Annotated in this window: 20 protein-coding genes and 1 tRNA gene; 6 read left to right on the top strand and 15 right to left on the bottom strand. The window is 66.8% G+C overall.

What is annotated here, in order from left to right; genetic code table 11:
* Window positions 1-123: 123 nt before the first annotated feature.
* The 8 genes from AC0IXR_RS07225 to AC0IXR_RS07190 form a co-directional block, all read right to left on the bottom strand.
* On the bottom strand, window positions 124-1,170 hold the full coding sequence (locus AC0IXR_RS07225) for a vWA domain-containing protein (protein WP_471760201.1): 1,047 nt from the start codon (window positions 1,168-1,170) through the stop codon (window positions 124-126).
* A gap of 80 nt (window positions 1,171-1,250) precedes the next feature.
* Window positions 1,251-2,171, bottom strand: coding sequence for a nonribosomal peptide synthetase MxaA (locus AC0IXR_RS07220; protein ID WP_471760199.1), 921 nt, complete (start codon window positions 2,169-2,171; stop codon window positions 1,251-1,253).
* A gap of 8 nt (window positions 2,172-2,179) precedes the next feature.
* The gene (locus AC0IXR_RS07215; RefSeq protein ID WP_471760197.1) at window positions 2,180-3,052 is read right to left on the bottom strand and encodes a DUF58 domain-containing protein; all 873 of its coding nucleotides are present in this window, start codon (window positions 3,050-3,052) and stop codon (window positions 2,180-2,182) included.
* The gene (locus AC0IXR_RS07210; protein ID WP_471760195.1) at window positions 3,049-4,080 is read right to left on the bottom strand and encodes an AAA family ATPase; all 1,032 of its coding nucleotides are present in this window, start codon (window positions 4,078-4,080) and stop codon (window positions 3,049-3,051) included. Before AC0IXR_RS07210 ends, AC0IXR_RS07215 begins: the two co-directional genes overlap by 4 nt.
* Before the next feature lie 110 nt (window positions 4,081-4,190).
* A complete protein-coding gene (locus AC0IXR_RS07205) occupies window positions 4,191-4,481 on the bottom strand; it encodes a methanol dehydrogenase [cytochrome c] subunit (RefSeq protein ID WP_056255295.1) in 291 nt (96 codons plus the stop codon).
* A gap of 90 nt (window positions 4,482-4,571) precedes the next feature.
* The gene (moxG, locus tag AC0IXR_RS07200) at window positions 4,572-5,162 is read right to left on the bottom strand and encodes a cytochrome c(L), periplasmic (protein WP_471760194.1); all 591 of its coding nucleotides are present in this window, start codon (window positions 5,160-5,162) and stop codon (window positions 4,572-4,574) included.
* An 88-nt stretch (window positions 5,163-5,250) separates the two neighbouring features.
* On the bottom strand, window positions 5,251-6,099 hold the full coding sequence (moxJ, locus tag AC0IXR_RS07195; RefSeq protein ID WP_311274746.1) for a methanol oxidation system protein MoxJ: 849 nt from the start codon (window positions 6,097-6,099) through the stop codon (window positions 5,251-5,253).
* Between the two features lie 238 nt (window positions 6,100-6,337).
* Window positions 6,338-8,221, bottom strand: coding sequence for a methanol/ethanol family PQQ-dependent dehydrogenase (locus AC0IXR_RS07190; protein ID WP_420604569.1), 1,884 nt, complete (start codon window positions 8,219-8,221; stop codon window positions 6,338-6,340).
* Window positions 8,222-8,790: 569 nt separating this feature from the next.
* Between AC0IXR_RS07190 and AC0IXR_RS07185 the strand changes: the two genes are divergently transcribed.
* Together AC0IXR_RS07185 and AC0IXR_RS07180 are read left to right on the top strand one after the other, a co-directional pair.
* Complete coding sequence (locus AC0IXR_RS07185) at window positions 8,791-9,093, top strand: hypothetical protein (protein ID WP_244483667.1); 303 nt, start codon at window positions 8,791-8,793, stop codon at window positions 9,091-9,093.
* 203 nt (window positions 9,094-9,296) lie between these two features.
* Entirely contained in the window at window positions 9,297-10,073 is a 777-nt protein-coding gene (locus tag AC0IXR_RS07180) for a serine protease (protein WP_471760192.1), read from the top strand.
* Window positions 10,074-10,280: 207 nt separating this feature from the next.
* Here the strand turns inward: AC0IXR_RS07180 and AC0IXR_RS07175 are convergent, their stop codons facing one another.
* Both AC0IXR_RS07175 and AC0IXR_RS07170 read right to left on the bottom strand, forming a co-directional pair.
* Window positions 10,281-10,541, bottom strand: a complete 261-nt coding sequence (locus tag AC0IXR_RS07175) for a DUF6894 family protein (RefSeq protein ID WP_056430323.1) — start codon at window positions 10,539-10,541, stop codon at window positions 10,281-10,283.
* 368 nt (window positions 10,542-10,909) lie between these two features.
* On the bottom strand, window positions 10,910-12,346 hold the full coding sequence (locus AC0IXR_RS07170; protein WP_471760190.1) for an amino acid permease: 1,437 nt from the start codon (window positions 12,344-12,346) through the stop codon (window positions 10,910-10,912).
* A gap of 154 nt (window positions 12,347-12,500) precedes the next feature.
* Between AC0IXR_RS07170 and AC0IXR_RS07165 the strand changes: the two genes are divergently transcribed.
* Window positions 12,501-13,568: an ornithine cyclodeaminase gene (locus AC0IXR_RS07165; RefSeq protein ID WP_471760188.1), complete on the top strand. Its 1,068-nt coding sequence runs from the start codon at window positions 12,501-12,503 to the stop codon at window positions 13,566-13,568.
* 72 nt (window positions 13,569-13,640) lie between these two features.
* On the top strand, window positions 13,641-14,570 hold the full coding sequence (rocF, locus tag AC0IXR_RS07160; protein ID WP_471760187.1) for an arginase: 930 nt from the start codon (window positions 13,641-13,643) through the stop codon (window positions 14,568-14,570).
* 136 nt (window positions 14,571-14,706) lie between these two features.
* Here the strand turns inward: rocF and AC0IXR_RS07155 are convergent, their stop codons facing one another.
* The 4 genes from AC0IXR_RS07155 to AC0IXR_RS07140 all read right to left on the bottom strand — a co-directional run bounded on the left by AC0IXR_RS07155 (window position 14,707) and on the right by AC0IXR_RS07140 (window position 17,783).
* The gene (locus AC0IXR_RS07155) at window positions 14,707-14,979 is read right to left on the bottom strand and encodes a hypothetical protein (RefSeq protein ID WP_471760186.1); all 273 of its coding nucleotides are present in this window, start codon (window positions 14,977-14,979) and stop codon (window positions 14,707-14,709) included.
* Between the two features lies 1 nt (window position 14,980).
* Entirely contained in the window at window positions 14,981-15,655 is a 675-nt protein-coding gene (locus AC0IXR_RS07150; RefSeq protein WP_471760184.1) for an RNase A-like domain-containing protein, read from the bottom strand.
* Window positions 15,656-15,797: 142 nt separating this feature from the next.
* Window positions 15,798-17,210, bottom strand: coding sequence for a type I glutamate--ammonia ligase (glnA, locus tag AC0IXR_RS07145; RefSeq protein WP_056430308.1), 1,413 nt, complete (start codon window positions 17,208-17,210; stop codon window positions 15,798-15,800).
* Between the two features lie 234 nt (window positions 17,211-17,444).
* Window positions 17,445-17,783, bottom strand: coding sequence for a P-II family nitrogen regulator (locus tag AC0IXR_RS07140; protein ID WP_003600526.1), 339 nt, complete (start codon window positions 17,781-17,783; stop codon window positions 17,445-17,447).
* A 214-nt stretch (window positions 17,784-17,997) separates the two neighbouring features.
* Here AC0IXR_RS07140 and AC0IXR_RS07135 point away from each other — a divergent pair, with 214 nt between their 5' ends.
* Entirely contained in the window at window positions 17,998-19,491 is a 1,494-nt protein-coding gene (locus tag AC0IXR_RS07135; protein ID WP_471760182.1) for an NAD(P)H-hydrate dehydratase, read from the top strand.
* Here the strand turns inward: AC0IXR_RS07135 and AC0IXR_RS07130 are convergent.
* Complete coding sequence (locus AC0IXR_RS07130; protein ID WP_471760181.1) at window positions 19,484-21,013, bottom strand: multicopper oxidase family protein; 1,530 nt, start codon at window positions 21,011-21,013, stop codon at window positions 19,484-19,486. The genes AC0IXR_RS07135 and AC0IXR_RS07130 overlap by 8 nt on opposite strands.
* Before the next feature lie 196 nt (window positions 21,014-21,209).
* On the opposite strand from AC0IXR_RS07130, the gene AC0IXR_RS07125 reads away from it, so the two are divergent.
* Window positions 21,210-21,294 (top strand) — tRNA-Leu (locus AC0IXR_RS07125).
* Window positions 21,295-21,365 lie beyond the last annotated feature (71 nt).

Here is a 21,365-nt window from a genome sequence, read left to right as displayed (position 1 = left end):
AGGGTCGGGAGAGGGGAGCGCGCTGTCCGGAGAGGTCGCCCCCTCTCCCGGTCGCTCCGCGACCACCCTCCCCCGCAGAGGGGGGAGGGTTGGCGCCCTGTGGGGCAAATTTCGGCGAGGTCATCATGCGGCGAGCCTCCGTTGCGGAGTGGTCGGCACGCCTGTTTGCGAGGTCCGCGACCTCCCCCTGTTCCGCCCCAGATCCGCCTCGGCGAGCTTGGCCGCGACGAGCAGGATCAGGCCTAACAGGCTGATTCCATAGGCCCATCCCGCGAGGTCACGGCGCGGCCGCTGTTCGATATAGGGGATCGGGTCGCGCTCCAGACGCTCGATCTGGCCGATGGCATCGGCCACCGCCTCGGCGCCCTCGGCCTCGAAGGCGCGGTAGGGGATGCCGAGGCTCTTGAAGAACAGGTCGAGATGACGTTCGGGCGCGGCCTGAGGGGTGTCCTCGCCCGCTGGCCTGTCGGAGATGGAAGGCGAGCCCTTCGTCCGCAGGAACAGCCAGTAGAGGTTGGGACGAAGTCGCGAGAATTCGGCGCGCAACGTCCCCTGGACGCGGGGATCGATCACCGCAGCGCCGTCGGAGACGATGAGCAGGGCGCGCGAGACATTGGCGGTACTGGCGCCGAACTGCGAGAGCGCCATGCCGAGGCCGCGCGCCACGTTGGTGTAGTCGAGGCCCGGCCGGTCGATGGCGGCGATGGCCGCGCGGACCGCCTCGTGCCGGTCGGTCATCGGCACCACGAGCATGGGGGCCGTGGAGAAGGCCGAGACGGCGAACTGGTCATGGGCGCGGCTGCCGACGAACTCGCCGAGCAGCCGGCGCGAGGCCGCCGCCTTCGATTCCTCGGCACCGTAGGGCTGCAATCCGGCGAAGGTCTCGTTCATGCTTCCCGAGCGATCGACCAGGATCGAGACCTGGGCCCCGATGCCGGTCCGGGTGATGGTCTCGCCCTGGCGATAGGGGCCGGACAGGGCGACGACGAGGCCGCCGATGGCGAGGATTCCGGCCGCGCGCAGGCTCCAGCCGATGAGGCGCGACAGGCCGTCGACGGGGCTGGCCGCGATGCTCGACAGCGGGGTGACCCGCTGGCTCGACGCAGCGAGCGGCAGCAGCGCCAAAGGCAGCAGCCACAAGACCCACGGAAAATCCGCCATCAAGCGCATGACACCACCGCCATCAGACCCATGCTTCGACCGCCATCAGACCCATGCTTCGACCGCCATCGGACGGGTTTTCGGCTCGTTCATGATTGCCGCTCGATGGCGGTGAGTTTCCGGGTCAGGGCGACGATGTCGGCCAAGGGCAGACGCTGCATGGTGGCGGCCGGACCGGGTCCGAAGAAGCTGTGACGCGACGCGTCGAGGAAGGCGGCAAGGCCGGCCCGTTCCCGCGCATAGGCGGGATGGCGGGTGAGGAAGGCCGGCAGGTCGTCGGCCAGGACCCGGCGCCCGTCGGTCTCGTCCAGCGCCCGGTGAAGCGCGAGAAGCGCGGTCTCGTAGGCCGCCTCGTCCTCCCTCCGTCCGGCGAGGACGCGCAGGCGGCGCAGGCACGCCGCGAAGGCGCGTCCTTCGCGCTTGGCGAAGGGCCACCATGTCCGGTCCCAGGCGAGACCCGCGAAGGCCAGCAGGGCCATGGCTATGAAGCCGGCGCCGCCGACGACGAGGGGTTGCGTGTCGAGGGACGCGACCCGCCCGTCCGGACGCAGGTAGTTCCTCGGGTCTTTCTGAGCCGGCGGCTGGACCTCGCGCAGGGGCGAGATGTTGAACGACCACGGCGGAACCTGGGCCTTGGCCGTGGTCGCGCCCGTGTCCGTCTCGCTCACGAAGGTGACGACGAAGCCGGGGATCTCCAGGGCGCGGGCATCGAGGGCGGCGTAGAAGTTCTGGTAGGTGAGATCGAGGCGCACCCGGCTGCCGCCGCCCACGGATGCCTGCGTCACCGCGACGGTGCGAAGGTCGAGCCAATAGGTGATCGCGCCGGGCTGGGGCAGCGAGGCGGCCTGCAGGGCAAAACCCGGCTCGACCACGATATCGACCTGGGCGCGGACGAGATCGCCGAGGAAGTAGCCGAACGGGCGCGGCGTGCGCACCTCGACGGTCCGCACCTGGGACTGGGCGGCGAGCGATGAGCAGAGCAGGAACAGGAGCGGGGCGAGGCGGCGCATGGGATGCCTCAACTCGCCAGGAGGTGGCGGCTGATCGCGTCCGGGTCGAAGCGGCCCGCGAGGCGGAAAGGCGGTCGCCCATAGGTGGAGGCGATCCGGCGCAGGGTCTCCGCCCGCTCCGCTTCGCGCGCGATCCAGCGGCGGCGCAGGCTCGGGCGCATGAAGACCACGCGGCGGCCGGCACCTTCGAGATCATCGAGTTCCATCAGGCCCCATTCGGGCAGGCCGTCTTCCTCGGCAGCATCGGCTAGGACCACCGGCACGAGGTCGTGGCCCGACAGGCTCGCGAAGGTCTCGGTAATGAGTGCCTCCGGCCAGCGGAAATCGGAGACCAGGAACACGATCTTGGGACGGCCGACGAGGCGGCGGGCCGCCTGCCCCATCCCGTCCGCGCGGTCGCCGGTACAGGCGGCGTCCATCAGCCTGGAGACGACGTCGCCGGCAATGCTGCGGCGACGGCTCGCGGGCAGGAACACGTCCTCCCGCAGGGTGGCATCGCAGCCGAGCAGGCCGAAAGCGTCCCCGATGCGCGTGGCCGAGGCGGCGAGGCAGCCGCAGAAGGACAAGACGAGCCCCATCCTGTCCGCCTCGCCGGAGAAGCGCATGGAGGCGGTGAGATCGACCAGTGCCCAGATTTCGAGCGCCGTGCGGCTCTCGAACCGCCGGACATAGGTGCCTTCGAACGGATCGCGCAGGGTGGCGCGGACGTCGATGCGGCGGGCATCCGGCATGCGCAGGAACGGCACCTGGTCGCGGAAGGTGCCGAGACCGCCGGCATCGCGGCCGCGATGGGCACCCGCCATCGTGCCGGGAACGCGGCCGCGCGGGCGGTAGACGATGTCCGGCGTCGGCTCCTGGGGCGTTCTCTCGGGCGCCGTCACGGGGCGGGCACGGTGTCGAACACGGCGCGGCAGAGCTCCGGCACGATGGTGCTGCGGCGCATCTCGTAGATCGGCTCGAGGAAGACGCGGTGGGCCATCACCTCGGGGAAGATCGCCCGGATATCCTCGGGCACGAGCCAGTCGCGGCCCTCCAGCCAGGCGCGGACGCGGGCGGCGCGGACGAGGAAGGCGACGCCGCGCGGCGAGGCCCCGCCCTGGATCAGCGCCGACATGTCGATGCCGGGCAGGCGGATGCCGGCCTCGTGCGGGCGGACCAGGGCTTCCCACAGGCCGACCACGTAGGCCTCGATGGCCGGGCTCGCCTGGATGCCGTGCTGGATCGCCGCGCCGATCCCGGCCATGGCCGCGTGATCGAGGACGCTGCCGTCGATGCCGGCGATGAGGGCATCGGTGTCGTGGAAGCGCGGATCGAAGACGAGGGCGCGGCGCGCCTCGGCATCGCGCGGGGCTTCGAGCCCGATCTCCATCAGGAAGCGGTCGCGGGCGGCGGCCGGGAGCTCGAAGGTTTCCTCGCGCTCGACGCGGTTGCGGTCGGCGAAGACCTGGAGGTTGGGGAAACGGTATTCGCGGTTGAACGCGGTCAGGCTGCGCTCGGCCATGAGGCGGAGCAGGAGCGAATGGACCTGCGGACGCGCGCGGTTGATCTCGTTGAAGAAGAAGATCGAAAGGTCTTCGGATTGCCGCAGCACCGGCCCCGGCTCCACGCGCGGGCGGCCGTCATCGGCGAGGTAGGTGTGATAGATGAGGTCGGACGGCATCATGTCCACCGTGCCCTCGATGCGCTCGTAGGCGCCGCCGAGCGCCCGCGCCACGGCGCGCAGCAGGGTGGTCTTGCCGACGCCGACATCGCCTTCCAGCAGCACATGGCCCCGGGCGAAGAGGGCGATGGTGAGAAGCCGGATCGCGCGGTCCTGGCCCACCACGGCGCCGCGGACCGCGCGTTCGAAACGGCCGGCCGCCTCGCGCCAATCGGTGAGCATCGCGTCGCCGGAGCGGATGTCGTTCATGGGGTTTGCCTTTGAGGACAGCGGCCGCGATCCCCGGACGGAGCGGTCCAGGCGCCTGAGGGGATCGCGGTCACCGTGATGGCCGCCCAAAGCGATGGGCGGCGACGACGTCAGTTGGAGGAAATCTTGGTGACGTCGTATTCGAACTTGCCGGTCTTCTTGGCGGCTTCGATGCGCTTCTTGTTGCGCTCTTCCATCTGCTTGATCGAATCGGCCTGCTTGTTCAGTTCTTTCGGATCGTGCTTCGGGTCGTATTTCGTGCCGGCGATCTTCTCGGGGAAGCCGGGCTTGGGCTGCCAGCAATCGCCGGCGGCCTTGCACTTGGTGCCGTCATAGGCGAGCGCGGGAACGGCGAGCAGCGCGCCCGCACCGATTGCGAGAGCCGTGATGAGTGTCCGCATGGTCGTTTCCTCTGGTTTGATTGTTACGGCGTTCGCCGCTTCTCGCTCACCGCGCGAGGCATCCTCGCGCGACGTGACTTCCCAAGACTGCTACTCCAGCGGTGGGCACTGGCCCGGAGCGTCCTTGGGGAAGGTCTCGCCCTGCTTGTAGGGCGTGTAATTCTTCTTCTGCTCGTCGTTGAGCCAGACGGCGTCCTTGACCGGGCCGGTATAGAGGTGCCGGATCCAGGCGATCGTCTGCAGCATCTCGTCGGGCGTCAGGTTCTCGTTGTGCGGACCCATCATGCCGTTGGCGCCGCCGAAGATGGTGGCGAACAGGCCGGTATCCTCGGTGTTGGACGGATAGGTCCAGTAATTGTCGTTGAGGCCGGGGCCGAGCTTGCCTTCGGCGAGGTGGCCGTGACAGCCGGAGCACGAGGTCGCGAACAGCGACTCGCCGTTACGCAGGCAGGACTTGTCGTCGATGTAGAGGTTCTTGCCGGTCTGGAAGAACTCCTTGACGGCGGGAGTGTCGCGCCCGCCCTCCTTGCCTTCCGAGACGTTCAATTCTTCGCCGGTCACGGTGTTGCGGAAGGTGATCCCCGTCGAGGGGCCCGCGGAGGGCTGGGCCAGGGCCGCCAGACCGGCGGAGGCGAGGCCGAGCCCCAGAAGGGCGGCGAGGACACGGTTCGTATGACGCATCAATTTGCTCTGTTTATCCCCGGACTTGCGGCCGAGGTGGGCGTACCGGTGCTCAGCGCACCGGCGACGCGGGACAGGGTTCGGAGAATCAGTTGGAAACGGGGGTGACGGGCACGCCGTCCTGGCGGAGGATCGCCTCGATCTGCGGGCGAGCCTTGGCGATCGCGGCGTCGAGGGCCGTCTTGAGGGCCTGGTCGTCGCGGCGGACGCCCATGGACTGGTCGAAGCTCTGCGGCACTTTCTGGCCGTCGCTGCGCACCGTATCGTCTGGCACCGGATTCATGCGCAGGGGCTGGCTCGAATCCTTGACGTAGCGGGCGACGTCCGGCGCGAAGGCCACGGCCACGTCGGCCTTGTTGGCGACGACTTCGCTGACCATCCGGGCCGGATCGATCTGCGTGTAGGTGTTGCGGGCCGCGCGGAAGTTCACCAGCGAGTAGAGGTAGGCCATATCCTCCTCGTAGCGGCCGATATCCTTCAGCATCGCCTCGCCGGGCGTGCCGAAACCGACGACCATGTGGTCGATGGTCTTCAGGCGCGGATCGGACCAGGACTTGATGTCGAGGTCCCGGTCGGCGCGGGTGATGAAGACGTAGCCGCTGCGGTAATAGGGCTTCGTGGTGAGCACGCGCGGGTCGTCGCTGTCGAGGCCGACCACCACGTCGCAGAGCTTCTTGTCGAGACTGTCGCGCACGAGATAGATCGCGGCCTTGTCGGACCAGACGAACTGCGCCTTGCGCCCCATGGCCTCGGCCACGGCGGAGACGATGCGGTTCTCGAGCCCTGAGCCGTCCTTCATCGAGAGCGGCGGCTGGTTGGCCGCGCAGACCCGGAGCACGGTGTCGTCGGGCGCGGATTTCGTATCGGCCTGCGCGAACGCGGCACTGCCGAGGGCGAGGAGAGCCGCGACGGACAGGCATCCTTTGGCGAAGGACATGAGAGCGTTTCCGTTGTTTTTATGGGTCGGATTCTTTGGGATCGAGCCGGCACAGTTGGACGCGGCCCTCCTCCCCAGCGGATCTCGGGCTTGCCCGAGATCCGTCGAGATTGTGGGGAGGAGTTGGAGGTGGGGGTGGCTCCGCTGGCCTCTGCAGCCTGCGGGTCACCCAACCACCCCCACTCCTAACCTCTCCCCACAAGGGGGAGAGGGACGCGCTCGTTTCCCGATGCAGCCGTTACTTGGCGGCTGCGGTCTGGTACTCGCCGATGCTCGGATCGTCGTACGGACCCTTGCCGTTCAGCGAGAACACCATCACGCCGCCGCCCATCTGGGTGTAGTTCGCGAGCTTCTTGAACGCGCCCACCGCGCCGAGGCCGGCAGTCGGGTCCTGAAGGTCGAACACGAGGCCGACACCCGGCCAGCCGCCGACGCCGTAGTAGATAGCGACGTACTGATCACCCTTGTGGCTGTAGGTGATCGGGTAGCCAATGGCGCCCGACGGCATCTTGAACTTCCAGAGAAGGTCTCCGTTGTCCGAATTGCGCGCCTTGATGTAGCCGTCCAGCGTTCCGTAGAACACGAGACCGCCGGCGGTCGCCGTCGTTCCGCCCCACACGGCGAAGCGCTCCATCTTCTCCCATTTGAACTCGCCGGTGATGGCGTTGTAGCCCTTGATCTGGCCCAGACCTTCGTAGTTCTGGCGATCGCCCTTCGGGCCGGGATACATGTTCAGAGTGGCACCGACGAAGAACTGACCGGCACGGTAGGGAAGCATGAAGGGCTCCCAATCCATGCAGATGTGGTTGATGCCCATGAAGAAGAGCTTGCGCTCGGGATCGTAGGAATCGTGGCCCTGGTTGTGGTAGCCCATCGCCGAGGGACAGATGTCCTTGGCGAGGTGGTCCATGCGGGTGCCGTATTCGGGATCGCGCACCGGCTGGCCGGTCTTCAGGTCGACCGACTTGAACACGTTGACGGTGTCGTCGATCTTGTTGGCCGAGACGAGCGAGCCGTCCGTCCGGTCGAGCGTGTAGACGATGCCGTTCCGGTCCGGATGGGTCAGGAGCTTGCGGTCCTTGCCGTCCTTGTCCTTCTGGTTCGACAGCATCATCACGTTGACGCCGGCGTAATCCCACTCGTCGTGCGGGGTCTTCTGGTAGCCGAACTTGGCCTCACCCGTATCGGCGTCGCGGCCGAAGATGGTCATCGTCCACTTGTTGTCACCGGGACGCATGGTCTCGTTCCACGGCGCCGGGTTGCCGGTGCCGAAGTAGATCAGGTTGGTGCCGGGATCGTAGGCGTACCAGCCCCAGTTGGTGCCGCCGCCGATCTTCCAGGCATCGCCCTCCCAGGTAGAGGTGCCGAGGTTCTTCTGGCCGTAATGGGGGTTCTTGATGTTGAAGTCGGAGGCGAGCAGCAGGTCCTTGTCCGGGCCGGTCGCGTAGGCGCGCCAGACCTGGGAACCGGTCTTCACGTCGTAGGCGGTGAGGTAGCCGCGCACGCCGAGCTCGGCGCCCGAGGAGCCGATGATGACCTTGTCCTTCACCACGTAGGGGGCGATCGTCAGCGTGGAGCCGACCTTGATGTCGGAATTCTCGACCTTCCACACCGTCTCGCCGGTCTCGGCGTTGAGCGCCATGACGTTGCCGTCGAGCAGGGTCTTGAGGATCAGCGCCGGGGTCTTTCCGTCGCCGGGCCAGTAGGCGAGACCGCGATTGACGAGATCGCAGCAGGCGACGGCGCGGGCGGCCGGGTTCTGCTTGGGCTTGTCCTGCCACAGGATCTTGCCCGGATCGTCGAGGGCGAGAGCAAAGGTGTTGTTCGGGAAGGAGGTGTGGATATACATCTTGTTGTCGACGACGACGGGCGCGCCCTCGTGGCCGTTGAGCAGGCCGGTCGAGAACGACCAGGAGACCTTGAGGTCCTTCACGTTCGTCGTGTTGATCTGCTTGAGCTTGCTGTAATTGTCCGAGTCGTAGTTCTTGCCCGGCATCACCCAGTTTTCATCGCTGTTCGACAGATCGATGAGCTTGTCGTTGGCCGAGGCGATCCCTGACAATCCGATCGGTGCCAGGGCCAAGACGGCCAGCACCGAGACTGAATTCAGTAACCTGTTCATTCTGCGTCTCCTGCCCTTCTGCCGCGTGCTCGACCCCAGGGGATCGGCCGCAGCCATTGCTTTCGCCGGTTCAGCAAACAGTCAGTCGATCGATATTATGAACGTATTTATAAGAATAACCTGACGCTGGCCGCTCTTATAAAAGACTTATTACTGATCCATCGGCTAGCTATATAATCATTTGCTTTGCCTGATGTCTTTAGCCACTTCAACCTTTTTTTACAGGACGATTTGGCAACTTGTTCCATGCTTTTATCCCTGTTCGGAGGGTGATCCTGGCCAAGACTTGTGGAAGAGCGACATAGGTGAACGACCGGTCTTTCCCTTTCGGTCGAAGCACTTGCTCTGTGGATTGAAGCACTTGCGCTGCAGGTTGGCCGTCGTCGGCCTCTCGGAGCGGTCCGGCGTTCGGTGGCGCAGAGGCACGGGAGCCGGACGATGCGCGGTCGCGATGCGCAAGGTTTATGCACAGTGTCGCAGCAGGAAAAGCGTCCTGTGCCGGTGAGCCTGTGCTTTACTCGTTGCCGACCAGCGCTAAACTGATGGTGGGTAGGAAACAAAAACGAGACATGCCGATGATCAGAAGAACAACTGCGCTCGTGATTTGCCTGATTGTCCTGCCGTCGATTGCCGATGCGGCACGGTTGACCATGGACGACAAGGTATCGCGCTGGCCCCGCGCTTCCACGGACGAGAAGATCGATTTCGCCACCCGCATGGGCAAGGCCTTCTCCAGCCTGAACGCCGAGCTCGACAAGAATTACTTCATCCGCTGCCTGGAAGAGACCGCGAATATCGGCAATCCGGGCGAGATCAAACTGGAATCTGCGGTGAAGATGTGCGTGTCCGTGAAGAAGGACCCGCCGGAATAAGCGGTCCCCGCGGGGCCCTGCCCCGTGCGCGAGGCCGACGACATTCCGAACCGCCCTCCTCCTCGGATCGAGCGGCGATGGCGCAGCATCAGCATCGGTTCACATCACAGATGATTCCTGTCGCAGCCGACAGCTCGATCCGCCGGAGGCACAATGGCCGGTCCCGCCCGCTGCGGAGATGGGCGCTGGCCGGGCTCGCAATCATGGTGTCAGGGGCGGCCTCGGCGGAGGAAGGGCGCATGGCCGCTCTCTATCCGCATGACGGGCGCCGCGATCTGACGGGGGCCGACATCACCCGCTATCCCGGCGCGGGCGTCCTGTTCTGCCATCGCCGGCCGGACGGTATCCCGCAGAAGGCGGCGGCCGCCTGGCTCGTCGGTTCGTCACGCCTCGTGGTGATGAACGCGCACAATTTTCGCAACCGCCGCATGGAGGTGACGCGGGAGGTGGAGGATTGCTTCTTCCAGATCGGCGGGCGGAATTACGGCTTCGTGCCGGCGAGCCTGCGCCTCGGCGCGGCGCCCGACGCCAAGGCGCTGCACATCACCGACGATTGGGCCTTGCTCGACCTCACCGAGGCGGTGGTCGGCGCGCCGCCGCAGCCGGTCCCCGAGGCGCCGTCTCTGGCAACGGGCGTCGCGGAGATTCCCGTGGTGATGGTCTCACCCGGCGGGCACGAGAATTATCGCGGGCCGAGCAGCACCGAGACCTGCGCGATCCACCAGATCGATCCGCCGACGGAGGACGACATCCGCCGCGCCCGGCACAATTGCAACGATGGGTTCGGCGGCTCGGGCTCCGGCCTGTTCGACCTGTCGGGCCGTCTCGTGGCGATGCAGAGCGCCTCGCTCTCGATGAACTCGCGCCGCCCCTTCGACCTCGACTTCCATTACGGTTCCGCCCTGCTCTTCGAAGGCGCCCTTCTGGCGGCGATCCGGCAGGCCGTTACGGCGGAAAGCGAGGCTCCCAAGACCCGGTGAGGCGCGGGGGGCGTCCACGGCTTGTTTCCGTCGTTTTTCCAGGGCTTCACCTCATCCTGAGGTGCCGCGTAGCGGCCTCGAAGGAGGCTTCCAGGGATCGCGCGCCCGCTGGAGGGCTCCTTCGAGGCCCGCTGACGCGGGTACCTCAGGATGAGGTGGTCTGCTGGGATGATCGGCTCCGGCATGAGCATCCAATCAAGCCGGCACTCAATGCACGGTGGGGCCCGGCTCTTCCGGCGCGAGGGTGACCACCTCGGAAAACGGGAATTCGAGAACCGTTTCGCCGGATTCGTCGGTGACGACGAGGATTGCCCCCATCAGGCGGGCCTGGGCCTCCGCCTCGCTCATCGTCGCCTGAATCGTGTCGCGGGCGACCTCCCAGGCATGGTCGGCATCCCGCAATTCGGTGCCGGTGGGATCGGCGATGACCTCCCGGCCGATATGGGTGTGAAAGAAGAAGCGGGGCATCGCGACACTCGATCGGCTTGAGGAACAGCCGATATCAGCTGGAAACCGAGGTGCGGCGGCGCAAGTCCCGCTGGCCCGTCTTGCAGGGCGGAACCGGTCCTCCGCTGTGTCATCGCAGGCAGGCAAAGCCCATGAGGCACGCTCGTCGCAGTCTGGTCTCAGAGCAGATGTGAGGTATTTTTCCAACGCACCACCTCATCCTGAGGTGCCGCGAAGAGGCCTCGAAGGAGGCCTCCAGTCGACGCGCGATCCCTGGAGGCTCCCTCAAAGCCCTTTGCTTGCGCAAAGGTCACCTCAGGATGAGGTGGTCGGCTTGGATGATCGATCCTGGCAAGACGATACGCAGGGAAACCTCATCAGACCGGCTCTCAGGCCCGAGCCAATCGCGAATGACGCTGGGAATAGGCGGTGTAGATCACCAGCGCGACACCGATCCAGAGCGCGAAGAGCAGGTAGGTGTCCCGTGGCAGCGCCGCGATGAGCATCAGGCAGCAGGCGAGGCTCGCGAGGGGCACGAGCGGGTAGAGCGGCACGTGAAATCCTCGCGGCAAGTCGGGGCGCCGCCGGCGCAGGATCATGACGCTGAGGGAGACCGCCGTGAAGGCCACGAGGGTGCCCATGCTGGTGAGGTTGGCGAGCACGTCTAGGGGAACGAGCGCCGCCAGCGAGGCGACTAAGAGCGCCACCGCCAGCGTATTGGCGTTCGGGCTCCGGCTGCGCCGGTCCACGCGCTGGAACAGCGTCGGCAGCAGCCCGTCCCGGCTCATGGCGAAGAGGATACGGGTCTGGCCATACATCGTCACCAGGGTCACGGAGAAGATGGAGATGACCGCCCCGATCGACAGGACGAGGGCCGGCCAGGCCGTTCCGGTGACGTTGCGCAGGATCACCGCCAGCCCGGCATCCTGCCCGGCAAAGTGCGTCCAGGGTTGGGCTCCGATCCCCGCGAGGGCGACGAGGAGGTAGATCGCGGTGACGATGACCAGGGAGAGGAGAATGCCCAGGGGCAGCGTGCGGGCCGGGTCGCGCACCTCCTCGCTCGCCGTCGAGATCGTATCGAGGCCGATATAGGAGAAGAAGATTGTCGAGGCGGCGGTGCCGATCCCGGCCCAGCCGAGCGGCGCGAAGGGCGTGAGGTTCGCTGGCTCGAACGCCGTGAGGGCGACGACGGCGAAGAACACCAGCACGGCGAGCTTCAGGACCACGAGGAATGCGTTGATCGCAGTGGATTCGGCGGTGCCGCGCAGGAGCAGCAGGGTGCACAGGCCGATGAGGACGATGGCCGGCAGGTTGACGTAGCCGCCCCGGCCGGGGGGCTGGCTGATGGAATCGGGCATGGTCCAGCCGAGGAGCGCACCGAAGACCTCGTTGAGATACTGGCCCCATCCGACGGCGATGGCCGAGGCGGAGACCGCGTATTCGAGGAGGAGGCAGGCGCCGACCAGGAAGGCCGCGAGTTCCCCGAGGGTGGCGTAAGCATAGGAATAGGACGAGCCCGAGAGTGGAAGCGCCGAAGCCAGTTCCGCGTAGCAGAGCGCCGTGAGCCCCGCCGTGACGGCGGCCAGCAGGAACGAGACCAGGATGGCGGGTCCTGCCTCGGGCACCGCCGCGCTCAGGATCACGAAGATGCCGGTGCCGACCGTGGCGCCGACCCCGAGCATGACGAGACGGAAGAGGCCGATGGAGCGTTCGAGGGGCCGGGCTCCGGTATCGGCACCCTGCGTCGCGGGGGATACGGGTTTCCGCCGTAGTACCGACCGGCGCCAGTCGCTTGGTCCCCCGCTCGATCCGATCAACGACCCCATCGCGACGCGACCTCACAGCGACCGGGTCGAGAGGTGCCGATCATGATGCCCTGTCCATTTCGCCCTCTCTCATCGCAGCAAGGGCTATGCCGCATCGCGCGGGCGCGCATCCTGCCTATGATCGATTCGGTATCGGTCCGGGAGACGAGGCGTCATGGCGGACAAACTGAATGTCGTTCCCTTCGTCAGCGTCGACAACATGATGAGGCTCGTCCTGGCGATCGGCGTCGAGCGGTTCCTGCGGGAATTGGCCGCCACGATCGAGGAGGATTTCCGGCGCTGGCACCTGTTCGACAAGCAGCCGCGCCTGGCCTCCCACAGCGCCGACGGCGTGATCGAACTGATGCCGACCAGCGACGGCACCACCTACGGCTTCAAATACGTCAACGGTCACCCGAAGAACGCCCGCAGCGGGCGCCAGACCGTGGCCGCCTTCGGCGTGCTGGCCGATGTGGGCAACGGTTATCCGATGCTGCTCACCGAGATGACGATCCTCACGGCTCTGCGCACCGCCGCCATGTCGGCGGTCGCGGCGAAATACCTCGCCCCGAAAGGTGCGCGGACCATGGCGATCATCGGGAACGGCGCCCAGGCCGAGTTCCAGGCCCTGGCCTTCAAGGCCCTCATCGGCATCGATTCCCTGCGCCTCTACGACATCGACCCGGCCGCCAGCGCCAAGTGCCGGCGCAACCTCGCGGGGTTCGGCTTCCGGATCGCGATCTGTTCGAGCACCGCCGAGGCGGTGGAGGGCGCCGACACCGTCACCACGGCGACGGCCGACAAGCAATGCGCCACCATCCTCACCGACAACCTCGTCGGCCCCGGCATCCACATCAACGCCGTCGGCGGGGATTGCCCCGGCAAGACCGAGCTCCACCCCGACATCCTTCGCCGTTCGGACATCGTCGTCGAATACGCGCCCCAGACCCGGCTCGAAGGCGAGATCCAGCAATTGCCGGCCGATCACCCCGTCACCGAACTCTGGCGGGTGATCGCCGGCGAGGTGCCGGGCCGGCGGAACGACAGGCAGATCACGCTGTTCGATTCCGTCGGTTTCGCGGTCGAGGATTTCTCCGCCCTGCGATACCTGCGCTCGGTGCTGGCCGGCACCGGCTTCTTCGAGGATCTCGACCTGCTGGCGGACCCGGACGATCCCCGCGACCTGTTCGGGATGCTGCTTCGGGTGGAGGGCCGGGCTGGTCCCGATCCTGCGGCGCCATGACGATCCGCCGGCCCGCGCCTCACGGCTGTCGTGCGCGACCCCTATGGTGTCGGCGGATCGGAGAATGAACCCATGGACGAGAAACGCTGCATCCTCATCGGCGTGCCGGTCCAGGAGGGCACGAGCCGGCTGGGCTGCGACATGGGCCCGAGCGCTTACCGGGCCGCCGGTTTGGGCGGCGCCCTCACCTCCCTCGGCCTGGTGGTGGAGGATCGCGGGAACATCGCCCCTCCCCCCGGCGAGGCCGTCGCCCATCCCAATCCGAGCGTGACCAACCTCTCCGACTTCGCGCGCTGGACGTCGGCGCTCAGCGAGGCCGCCTATCGGGCCGGGGGCGAGGGCCTTCCGATCTTCCTCGGCGGCGATCACAGCCTCTCGGCCGGTACGGTCTCGGGCATGAGCCGGCGGGCGGCCGAGGCGGGCCGCGAGTTGCACGTGCTCTGGCTCGACGCGCATCCCGACCTCCACACCCTGGAGACGACGACGAGCGGCAATCTCCACGGCGTGCCGATGGCCTATGCGATCGGTCTCAAGGGGTTCGCCCCCTACCTGCCGCCGCCCGTCGCGCCGGTGAAACCGCACAACGTCTGCATGATCGGCCTGCGCAGCGTCGATCCGGCGGAGCGGCAGACGATCCGCGAGGCCGGGATCACCGTGCACGACATGCGCGCCATCGACGAGTTCGGCATCGGCATTCTGCTGAAGGCCTTCCTCGAACGGGTGGCTGCTGCCGGCGGGTGGCTGCATGTGAGCCTCGACGTGGATTTTCTCGATCCCGGCATCGCGCCCGGCGTCGGCACCACGGTTCCGGGCGGGGCGACGTTCCGCGAGGCGCATCTCGCCATGGAGATGCTGCACGATAGCGGCCTCGTCCGCAGCCTCGATCTCGTCGAGCTCAATCCGTTCCTCGACGAGCGCGGTCGCACCGCGATCCTGATGACGGATCTCGCCGCCAGCCTGATGGGACGCAGCGTCCTCGACCGGCCGACGCGGAGTTTTTGACCGACCGGGTTCACACCACTCCTCGGACAGGCGGAGCGCGTCCCTCTCCCCACAAGGGGGAGGAGAGCCGCGTATCCCGCGAAATGTGTGATGATCGTAGGCTGCCGACACCCGCGCAGGGCGAACGAAACGGCGTTCAGAGCCGGTCGCGGGCGCCGGTCAGGAATGCGCGCGGATCCTGCGCGGTGGGGAAGTAGATGTCGGCGTCCGTCTCCTTCCACAATCCCTTCAACGTCTCGTCGGACGCCTCGCGGAGGGCGCGGTCGATGAACTGCCGCAACCGGACGCGCTCCTCGCCGCGGAAGAGGTTGAGAACGAAATCGTACATCTCGTCGAGCGTCGGCGCGCCGCCACCGATGTCCTGCATGAACCAACGGCCGAACTTCAGGAATTCCGGGGACGCTCGCATGTCAATCTCCGTCGTTGCCCGGATAGGCGGTATGGATGCGGTACCCGCGGGGGTTGCCCGGATCGTGAAGGATAAAGATTCCGACACCGTAAGTCGTGCGCATGTACGGCTCAAGCTGCCCCGCCGTGTAGGCTTCCCGAACAGTTTTGTATCCAAATCGGGACTTTAGGAATGCATTGGCCTTTTTCCCGGTTGCGACGTCATCAACTTCGGAGGCGTTCTGTTCCAAGGTGCGGTTGATGAGATCGTTTGCGGTCTCCACAGACTCGAACGTGCCATCTCGCCTGAGGCCATAGTCTACGAACAGAAATCTCCTTTTGCTGGACTGGACGCGCTGCATCATCTGCGCGTCCGTCTTACCGACATGCTCGCGAAGCGTATGGCCGCCGCGCACCTCTTCTTCGGAGAGCACGACCGTGTACCGACGGTTGAGGTCATCCGAGACGTGGACGATCCGCGCATCGTCACCGGAATCATATCCGTCGCCCGCACCGCCGTCCGTCCATTGGCCGCCGTCCGGATGTCCGGCCGGCACGCGGGGTTGATCGGCGTGGTACGCACGGAGCGACAGACGCAACCGCTGAAACGCGACCTGAACACGGCACGACGTGATCAGCCATTTCGCCCGCAGAAGGGCCGTTGCGCTCGACGACATCGGATTCACCCCCTTGATCAAGCCATTATACCTATAAAGGAATAATAGCATAATATCAGTTACGAAATCGGGGGGGTGAAACGCGAAACGCCGGAGCCCCTTTCGAGGCCCCGGCGTCGCGCATTGTCCGAATGGCCGGGCGAGCGCGCCCGACCCGCTCGCCTCAGAGCGAGTAGTACATCGTGAACTCGACCGGATGCGGGGTCATCTCGTAGCGCATCACTTCCGTCATCTTCAGTTCGATGAAGGAGTCGATCTGGTCGTCCGAGAACACACCGCCGGCCTTCAGGAAGCCGCGGTCGCGGTCGAGGTTGGTCAGCGCTTCACGCAGGCTGCCACAGACGGTGGGGATCTTCTTCAACTCGCGCGGGGGCAGGTCGTAGAGATCCTTGTCCATGGCCGGGCCCGGATCGATCTTGTTGATGATGCCGTCGAGACCGGCCATCAGCAGGGCCGAGAAGGCGAGGTAGGGGTTCGCCATCGGGTCGGGGAAGCGGACCTCGACGCGCTTGGCCTTCGGGTTCGTCGTCCACGGAATACGACAGGAGGCCGAGCGGTTGCGGGCCGAGTAGGCCAGCAGCACGGGGGCCTCGTAGCCGGGCACCAGACGCTTGTAGGAGTTGGTGGACGGGTTGGTGAAGGCGTTCAGCGCCTTGGCGTGCTTGATGATGCCGCCGATGTACCAGAGGCATTCCTGGCTGAGATCGGCATACTTGTCGCCGGCGAAGATCGGCTTGCCGTCCTTCCAGATCGACTGGTGCACGTGCATGCCCGAGCCGTTATCGCCGTAGACGGGCTTCGGCATGAAGGTCGCGGTCTTGCCGTAGCTCTGGGCCACGTTGTGGATCGCGTATTTGTAGATCTGCATGTGGTCGGCGAGCAGGGTCAGCGTGTCGAACTTCATGCCGAGCTCGTGCTGGGCCGAGGCGACCTCGTGGTGGTGCTTCTCGACCTTGACGCCCATGGATTGCATGGCGGCCAGCATTTCGCCGCGCATGTCCTGCGCCGAATCCTGCGGCGGCACCGGGAAGTAGCCGCCCTTGGTGGCGACGCGGTGGCCGAGGTTGCCGCCCTCGTAATCGGTGAAGCCGTTGGTCGGCAGTTCCACCGAATCGAGCTGGAAGCCGGTATGGTACGGGTCGGAGCCGAACTTCACGTCGTCGAACACGAAGAACTCGGCCTCGGGGCCGACATAGATCGTGTCGCCGATACCGGTGGACTTGAGGAACGCTTCGGCGAGCTTGGCGGTGCTGCGCGGATCGCGCGAATACGGCAGGCCGGACGAGGGCTCGAGCACGTCGCAGACGATCGACATGGTGGAGGCCGAGAAGAACGGGTCCATGCAGGCCGTCGCCGGGTCGGGCATCAGCAGCATGTCGGATTCGTTGATCGCCTTCCAGCCGGCGATCGACGAGCCGTCGAACATCGTGCCTTCGGCGAAGATTTCCTCATCGACGAGGGACACGTCGAACGTGACGTGCTGCCACTTGCCCCGGGGATCGGTGAAGCGGAAATCGACGTACTTGACGTCGTTGTCCTTGATTTCCTTGAGGACCTGATCGGCGGTCTTTGCCATCCCTGTGTCTCCTTCGAGGCTCAGCCTGTCTCGGCCGTGGTTTTGCCGCACCACGCGGTGGCGTGCCGCGGATTGGGAAGGGGCGTGCGCGAGGGACTTAGCTTCTAGGGCGGCGCGAGGCTAGAGCCGCGCTTGGCCGGATTGTAACAGGCCGGCGCCTTCGCCCCATCGTTCCGTTCGACCGCCGCCGCCGGCCGGCCGGAGCCATGCCGGAACATCCGCCGGAAGCGGGCGCTAGATCGCGTCGGTGCCGGTCTCGCCGGTGCGGATGCGGATCGCTTCCTCGATGGTCGAGACGAAGATCTTGCCGTCGCCGATGCGTCCGGTCTGGGCCGACTTGCGGATGGCTTCCACGGCACCTTCGACCAGAGCGTCGGAGAGGACGATCTCGAGCTTCACCTTGGGCAGGAAATCGACCACGTATTCGGCGCCGCGATAGAGCTCGGTATGGCCCTTCTGCCGGCCGAACCCCTTGGCTTCGATCACGGTGATGCCCTGAAGGCCGACCTCTTGAAGGGCCTCCTTCACCTCGTCCAGCTTGAATGGCTTGATGATCGCTTCGATCTTCTTCATGCCGAACGGGCCTGACCTGAATGCTGCTCCGGGCCCTTTTCCTACCATCGCGGCACGGCCTTCGCCACGCCGTTTTCCCCGAGACAGGCGTTAAATTGCCCATTCGGTAGGCAACGAATGCAAATCGTTTCAGCCAAGCCCGCTTTGCGCCTGAAATAACGGCGCGGCATGAGCGGTGCGCAGGCATGGACACATGGACAAGGCGAAGTTTCGAATGCCCCCACACCGTCTGATCACCGTCGAAGCGATGCGGAGAATGGACGCCGCCGCCATAGCGGCGGGCGTTCCGGGGATCGAGCTGATGCGCCGAGCGGGCGCCGCCGTGGCCGAGAGGGCCGCCACGATGGTCGCCGCGCCCTCCCGCATCCTCGTCCTGTGCGGACCCGGCAACAATGGTGGGGACGGTCTCATTGCCGCCCGCCTCCTCGAACGCAGCGGCTATGCGGTCGACCTCGTCTGCACCGTGCCGGTGGAGAGCCTGACCGGCGACGCCGCGTTGGCCGCCGCTGACTGGGAGGGGTCCGTCCTATCCGAGGCCGATCCGGCGGGGGCCGCCCTCGTCATCGATGCCCTGTTCGGGGCGGGCCTGTCCCGCGACCTCGACGGCGCGGCGAAGGCCATGGTCGAGCGGGTCGCGGCGGCGAACGTGCCCGTTCTCGCCGTCGATATTCCGAGCGGGATCGACGGCGATACGGGCGCTCTACGCGGGGTGGCGCTCAGGGCGCGCGAGACGGTGACTTTCGTCGCGTTGAAGCCGGGCCACCTGCTGCAGCCGGGCCGCGACCATTGCGGCCATCTCCATGTGGCCGATATCGGCATCGGCGATGCCGCCATCCAGGAAGGACTGGCCGGCACTCCGAGGGTTTGGCGCAACGGGCCCGATCTCTGGGGCTCTGATTTTCTGAGGCTCGACGCCGTGAGTCACAAATACACGAGGGGGCATGTCCTCGCCCTGTCCGGGCCCGCCTTCAAGACCGGGGCGATCCGCCTCGCGGCACGGGCGGCGTTGCGGGTCGGGGCCGGCCTCGTCACCGTGGCCTCCCCCACCGCCGCCATGGCCGAGAACGCCGCGCATCTGACCGCGATCATGCTGACGCCATGCGAGACCGCAGACGACCTCGACGATCTCCTCGTGGACGAGCGCCTCAACGTCATCCTCGCCGGCCCCGGCATGGGGAGCGGCGAGGCGACCCGCGAGCGTGTCGCCGTGGCGGCCGGCGTCGGGCGAAGCCTCGTCCTCGATGCCGACGCGCTCACGAGCTTCAAGGGTCAGGTCGACCAATTGGCGAGCTTCATCGCGGATGGCGGGGGGCAGGCAGTGCTGACCCCGCATTCCGGTGAGTTCGGCCGCCTCTTTGCCGATACGGCCGCTATCGACCCGAAGGCGAGCAAGCTCGAACGGGCCCTGAGGGCGGCCTCCCTCGTGGGGGCGGTCGTCGTGCTGAAGGGCGCCGATACCATCGTCGCCGCCCCCGACGGACGCGCCGCGATCAACGACCACGCCACGCCCTATCTCGGCACGGCCGGTTCGGGCGACGTCCTCGGCGGCCTCGCGGCCGGCCTGCTGGCGCAGGGCATGCCGGCCTTCGAGGCCGCCTGCGCGGCGGTCTGGCTCCACGGCGATGCCGGTTTGCGGCATGGGCCGGGTCTCGTCGCCGAGGATCTGCCGGAGATGATGCCGCGGGTTCTCGCCGGCCTGGTCAAGTGACCTCGAAGCTCGTCCACAATCCGGTGTCGAACCGCTCCAGCACCGTGGAGCCGATGACCCAGCGGCCGGGATTGTCCGCCTTGAAGGCGATCCGGGCCGTGCGGCCTTCGAGCAGCTGGAACGTGTCGAGCCAATAGGGCTCCCAGCCGTCGTCCAGCGGGTGAAGCAGCCGGAAGGCGTGGCCGTGGACGTGCAGGGCCTGCGGGAAGGCGGTGTCGTTCCGGATCGCCAGGACCACCACCTGGCCGCGCTTCACAGTGAAGGAGGGAGCGGTGCCGGAGGCTCCCGTGATCCCGTTGATGGCCCAGACCCGATTCGGATCACCGGAATAGGCCGGTTCGGCGTTGGGCTTGTCCTTGTCGAGCTTGGCGCCGCCGGTGATCGCGATGTCGCGGCGGATTGCGTTCTGGAGCTTGACCTCGGCGGGCAGGAGCTTGTTCTCGCCCACCGGTGCGATCGGCGGACGCTTCTCCGTCACCGGCTGGCCCTTGACGGTGAGTGTCGCCAGGACGAGGCCGTTGCCCACCAGGGCATTGACCGTGACGCTGGCGCCGGCTTCCGCCGGCATGTCGAGCATCAGGTCGTAGCGGGTGCCGGGGGGGAAGGGCAGCGTCGCCCGCAACGGCTCGAACGTGTCGGTGGGCTGGCCGTCCACCGCCACCACGTAGACCTTGGCGCCCTCGAACCGGATGCGGGTTCCGCGCGCGTTGCAGACATTGCCGAGCCGCAGGCGGATCCGCGATCCCGGGCGAACCTCCACCGCTTCGGGAACCGGCTTACCGTTGATCGTGACGAGATTGCCGAGGCGCCCGGAGGCCGCGGCGAAAGCCGCCTGCCCGAACGGCATCAGCGCGCCGTTCTCCTCCAGCCGCCAATCCTGCATCAACAAGGTGAGATCCTGGTCGAGCGAGGGCGGCGAGGTCTCCTCGACGATCAACGCGCCGGCAAGGCCCCGCCCCGACGGTTCGCTCGAACCGCCCACAACGAGGGGCCGGATCAGGAACGTGCCCGCATCCGGCGGGACGAAGGAGTAAGTGAAGTCCGTCCCCGGAGCGATCGGCGGCTGGGTCACGCCGCCGACGCCGTCCATGGCGTTCTGGTTGCGGACCCCGTGCCAGTGGAGGGAGAGCGGCTTGTCCGTCTTGTTTTCGACGCGCAGGCGGACGGTGTCGCCGAGTTTCGCCCGGATGACGGGAAGGCTCGCTTTGCCGTCGAAGGTCCAGATCGGCGTCTCGGCGGCCGGCTCGGGTTTCAGGCGGTTCGTGCCCGGTCCGGCGACGAGCGCGCGCGGTTCGGGCAACGGCTCGGCCGGCTTGGTCTCGGCTGGCTTGGTCTCGGCCGGCTTGGCCGGCACGGGCGCTGCCTTTGGGGTCGCCTTGCCCGATCCCGTCTGCGCCACCGCGCCCGCGATGAAGGCCGGTCCGGCAAGGCCGAGGGCCGCCGCCCGGCCGATCAGCGAACGGCGGGACAGGCCGCCGGTCTCCGAGGGCGGGTGGTCATTCTTCAGGTCGGAACTCGGCATATCACCTCGGACGGGAATGAAGGGATGCTCAGGCGCATCCGGCGCTTTCGCCCGCTTGTAGACGGCGGTCCCGCGCGGCGCCAACCGCCGCCACGCCCCTGATGGGCGAGGTCTTATTTTTTTGCTGCGGACTTGCGCGCGCATGCTATAGGACCGCGCTCTGGCGGCTGAAAAGGCACGCCGGGCGTTGGCGCTTGCGGGCGTGGCGGAACTGGTAGACGCGCTGGATTTAGGTTCCAGTGACGAGAGTCGTGGGGGTTCGAGCCCCTCCGCCCGCACCAGCCTTCGCCGTTGGGAACGGAATGGCTCACAGCGATGGCCGGCCCGCTCTGCCGCTCGGAGTCGGCCTCCG

It is taken from the genome of Methylobacterium sp. AC832 (genome assembly GCF_979256025.1).
Note: the sequence above shows the minus strand (reverse complement) of the source record. Positions and strands in the feature narration are given on the sequence as shown.

Coding starts and splice junctions, on each gene's coding strand:
- AC0IXR_RS07225 (WP_471760201.1), bottom strand. CDS start 1,170: ATGCGCTTGATGGCGGATTTTCCGTGGGTCTTGTGGCTGCTGCCTTTG.
- AC0IXR_RS07220 (WP_471760199.1), bottom strand. CDS start 2,171: ATGCGCCGCCTCGCCCCGCTCCTGTTCCTGCTCTGCTCATCGCTCGCC.
- AC0IXR_RS07210 (WP_471760195.1), bottom strand. CDS start 4,080: ATGAACGACATCCGCTCCGGCGACGCGATGCTCACCGATTGGCGCGAG.
- AC0IXR_RS07205 (WP_056255295.1), bottom strand. CDS start 4,481: ATGCGGACACTCATCACGGCTCTCGCAATCGGTGCGGGCGCGCTGCTC.
- moxG (WP_471760194.1), bottom strand. CDS start 5,162: ATGCGTCATACGAACCGTGTCCTCGCCGCCCTTCTGGGGCTCGGCCTC.
- moxJ (WP_311274746.1), bottom strand. CDS start 6,099: ATGTCCTTCGCCAAAGGATGCCTGTCCGTCGCGGCTCTCCTCGCCCTC.
- AC0IXR_RS07190 (WP_420604569.1), bottom strand. CDS start 8,221: ATGAACAGGTTACTGAATTCAGTCTCGGTGCTGGCCGTCTTGGCCCTG.
- AC0IXR_RS07185 (WP_244483667.1), top strand. CDS start 8,791: ATGCCGATGATCAGAAGAACAACTGCGCTCGTGATTTGCCTGATTGTC.
- AC0IXR_RS07180 (WP_471760192.1), top strand. CDS start 9,297: ATGGTGTCAGGGGCGGCCTCGGCGGAGGAAGGGCGCATGGCCGCTCTC.
- AC0IXR_RS07175 (WP_056430323.1), bottom strand. CDS start 10,541: ATGCCCCGCTTCTTCTTTCACACCCATATCGGCCGGGAGGTCATCGCC.
- AC0IXR_RS07170 (WP_471760190.1), bottom strand. CDS start 12,346: ATGGGGTCGTTGATCGGATCGAGCGGGGGACCAAGCGACTGGCGCCGG.
- AC0IXR_RS07165 (WP_471760188.1), top strand. CDS start 12,501: ATGGCGGACAAACTGAATGTCGTTCCCTTCGTCAGCGTCGACAACATG.
- rocF (WP_471760187.1), top strand. CDS start 13,641: ATGGACGAGAAACGCTGCATCCTCATCGGCGTGCCGGTCCAGGAGGGC.
- AC0IXR_RS07155 (WP_471760186.1), bottom strand. CDS start 14,979: ATGCGAGCGTCCCCGGAATTCCTGAAGTTCGGCCGTTGGTTCATGCAG.
- glnA (WP_056430308.1), bottom strand. CDS start 17,210: ATGGCAAAGACCGCCGATCAGGTCCTCAAGGAAATCAAGGACAACGAC.
- AC0IXR_RS07140 (WP_003600526.1), bottom strand. CDS start 17,783: ATGAAGAAGATCGAAGCGATCATCAAGCCATTCAAGCTGGACGAGGTG.
- AC0IXR_RS07135 (WP_471760182.1), top strand. CDS start 17,998: ATGCCCCCACACCGTCTGATCACCGTCGAAGCGATGCGGAGAATGGAC.
- AC0IXR_RS07130 (WP_471760181.1), bottom strand. CDS start 21,013: ATGCCGAGTTCCGACCTGAAGAATGACCACCCGCCCTCGGAGACCGGC.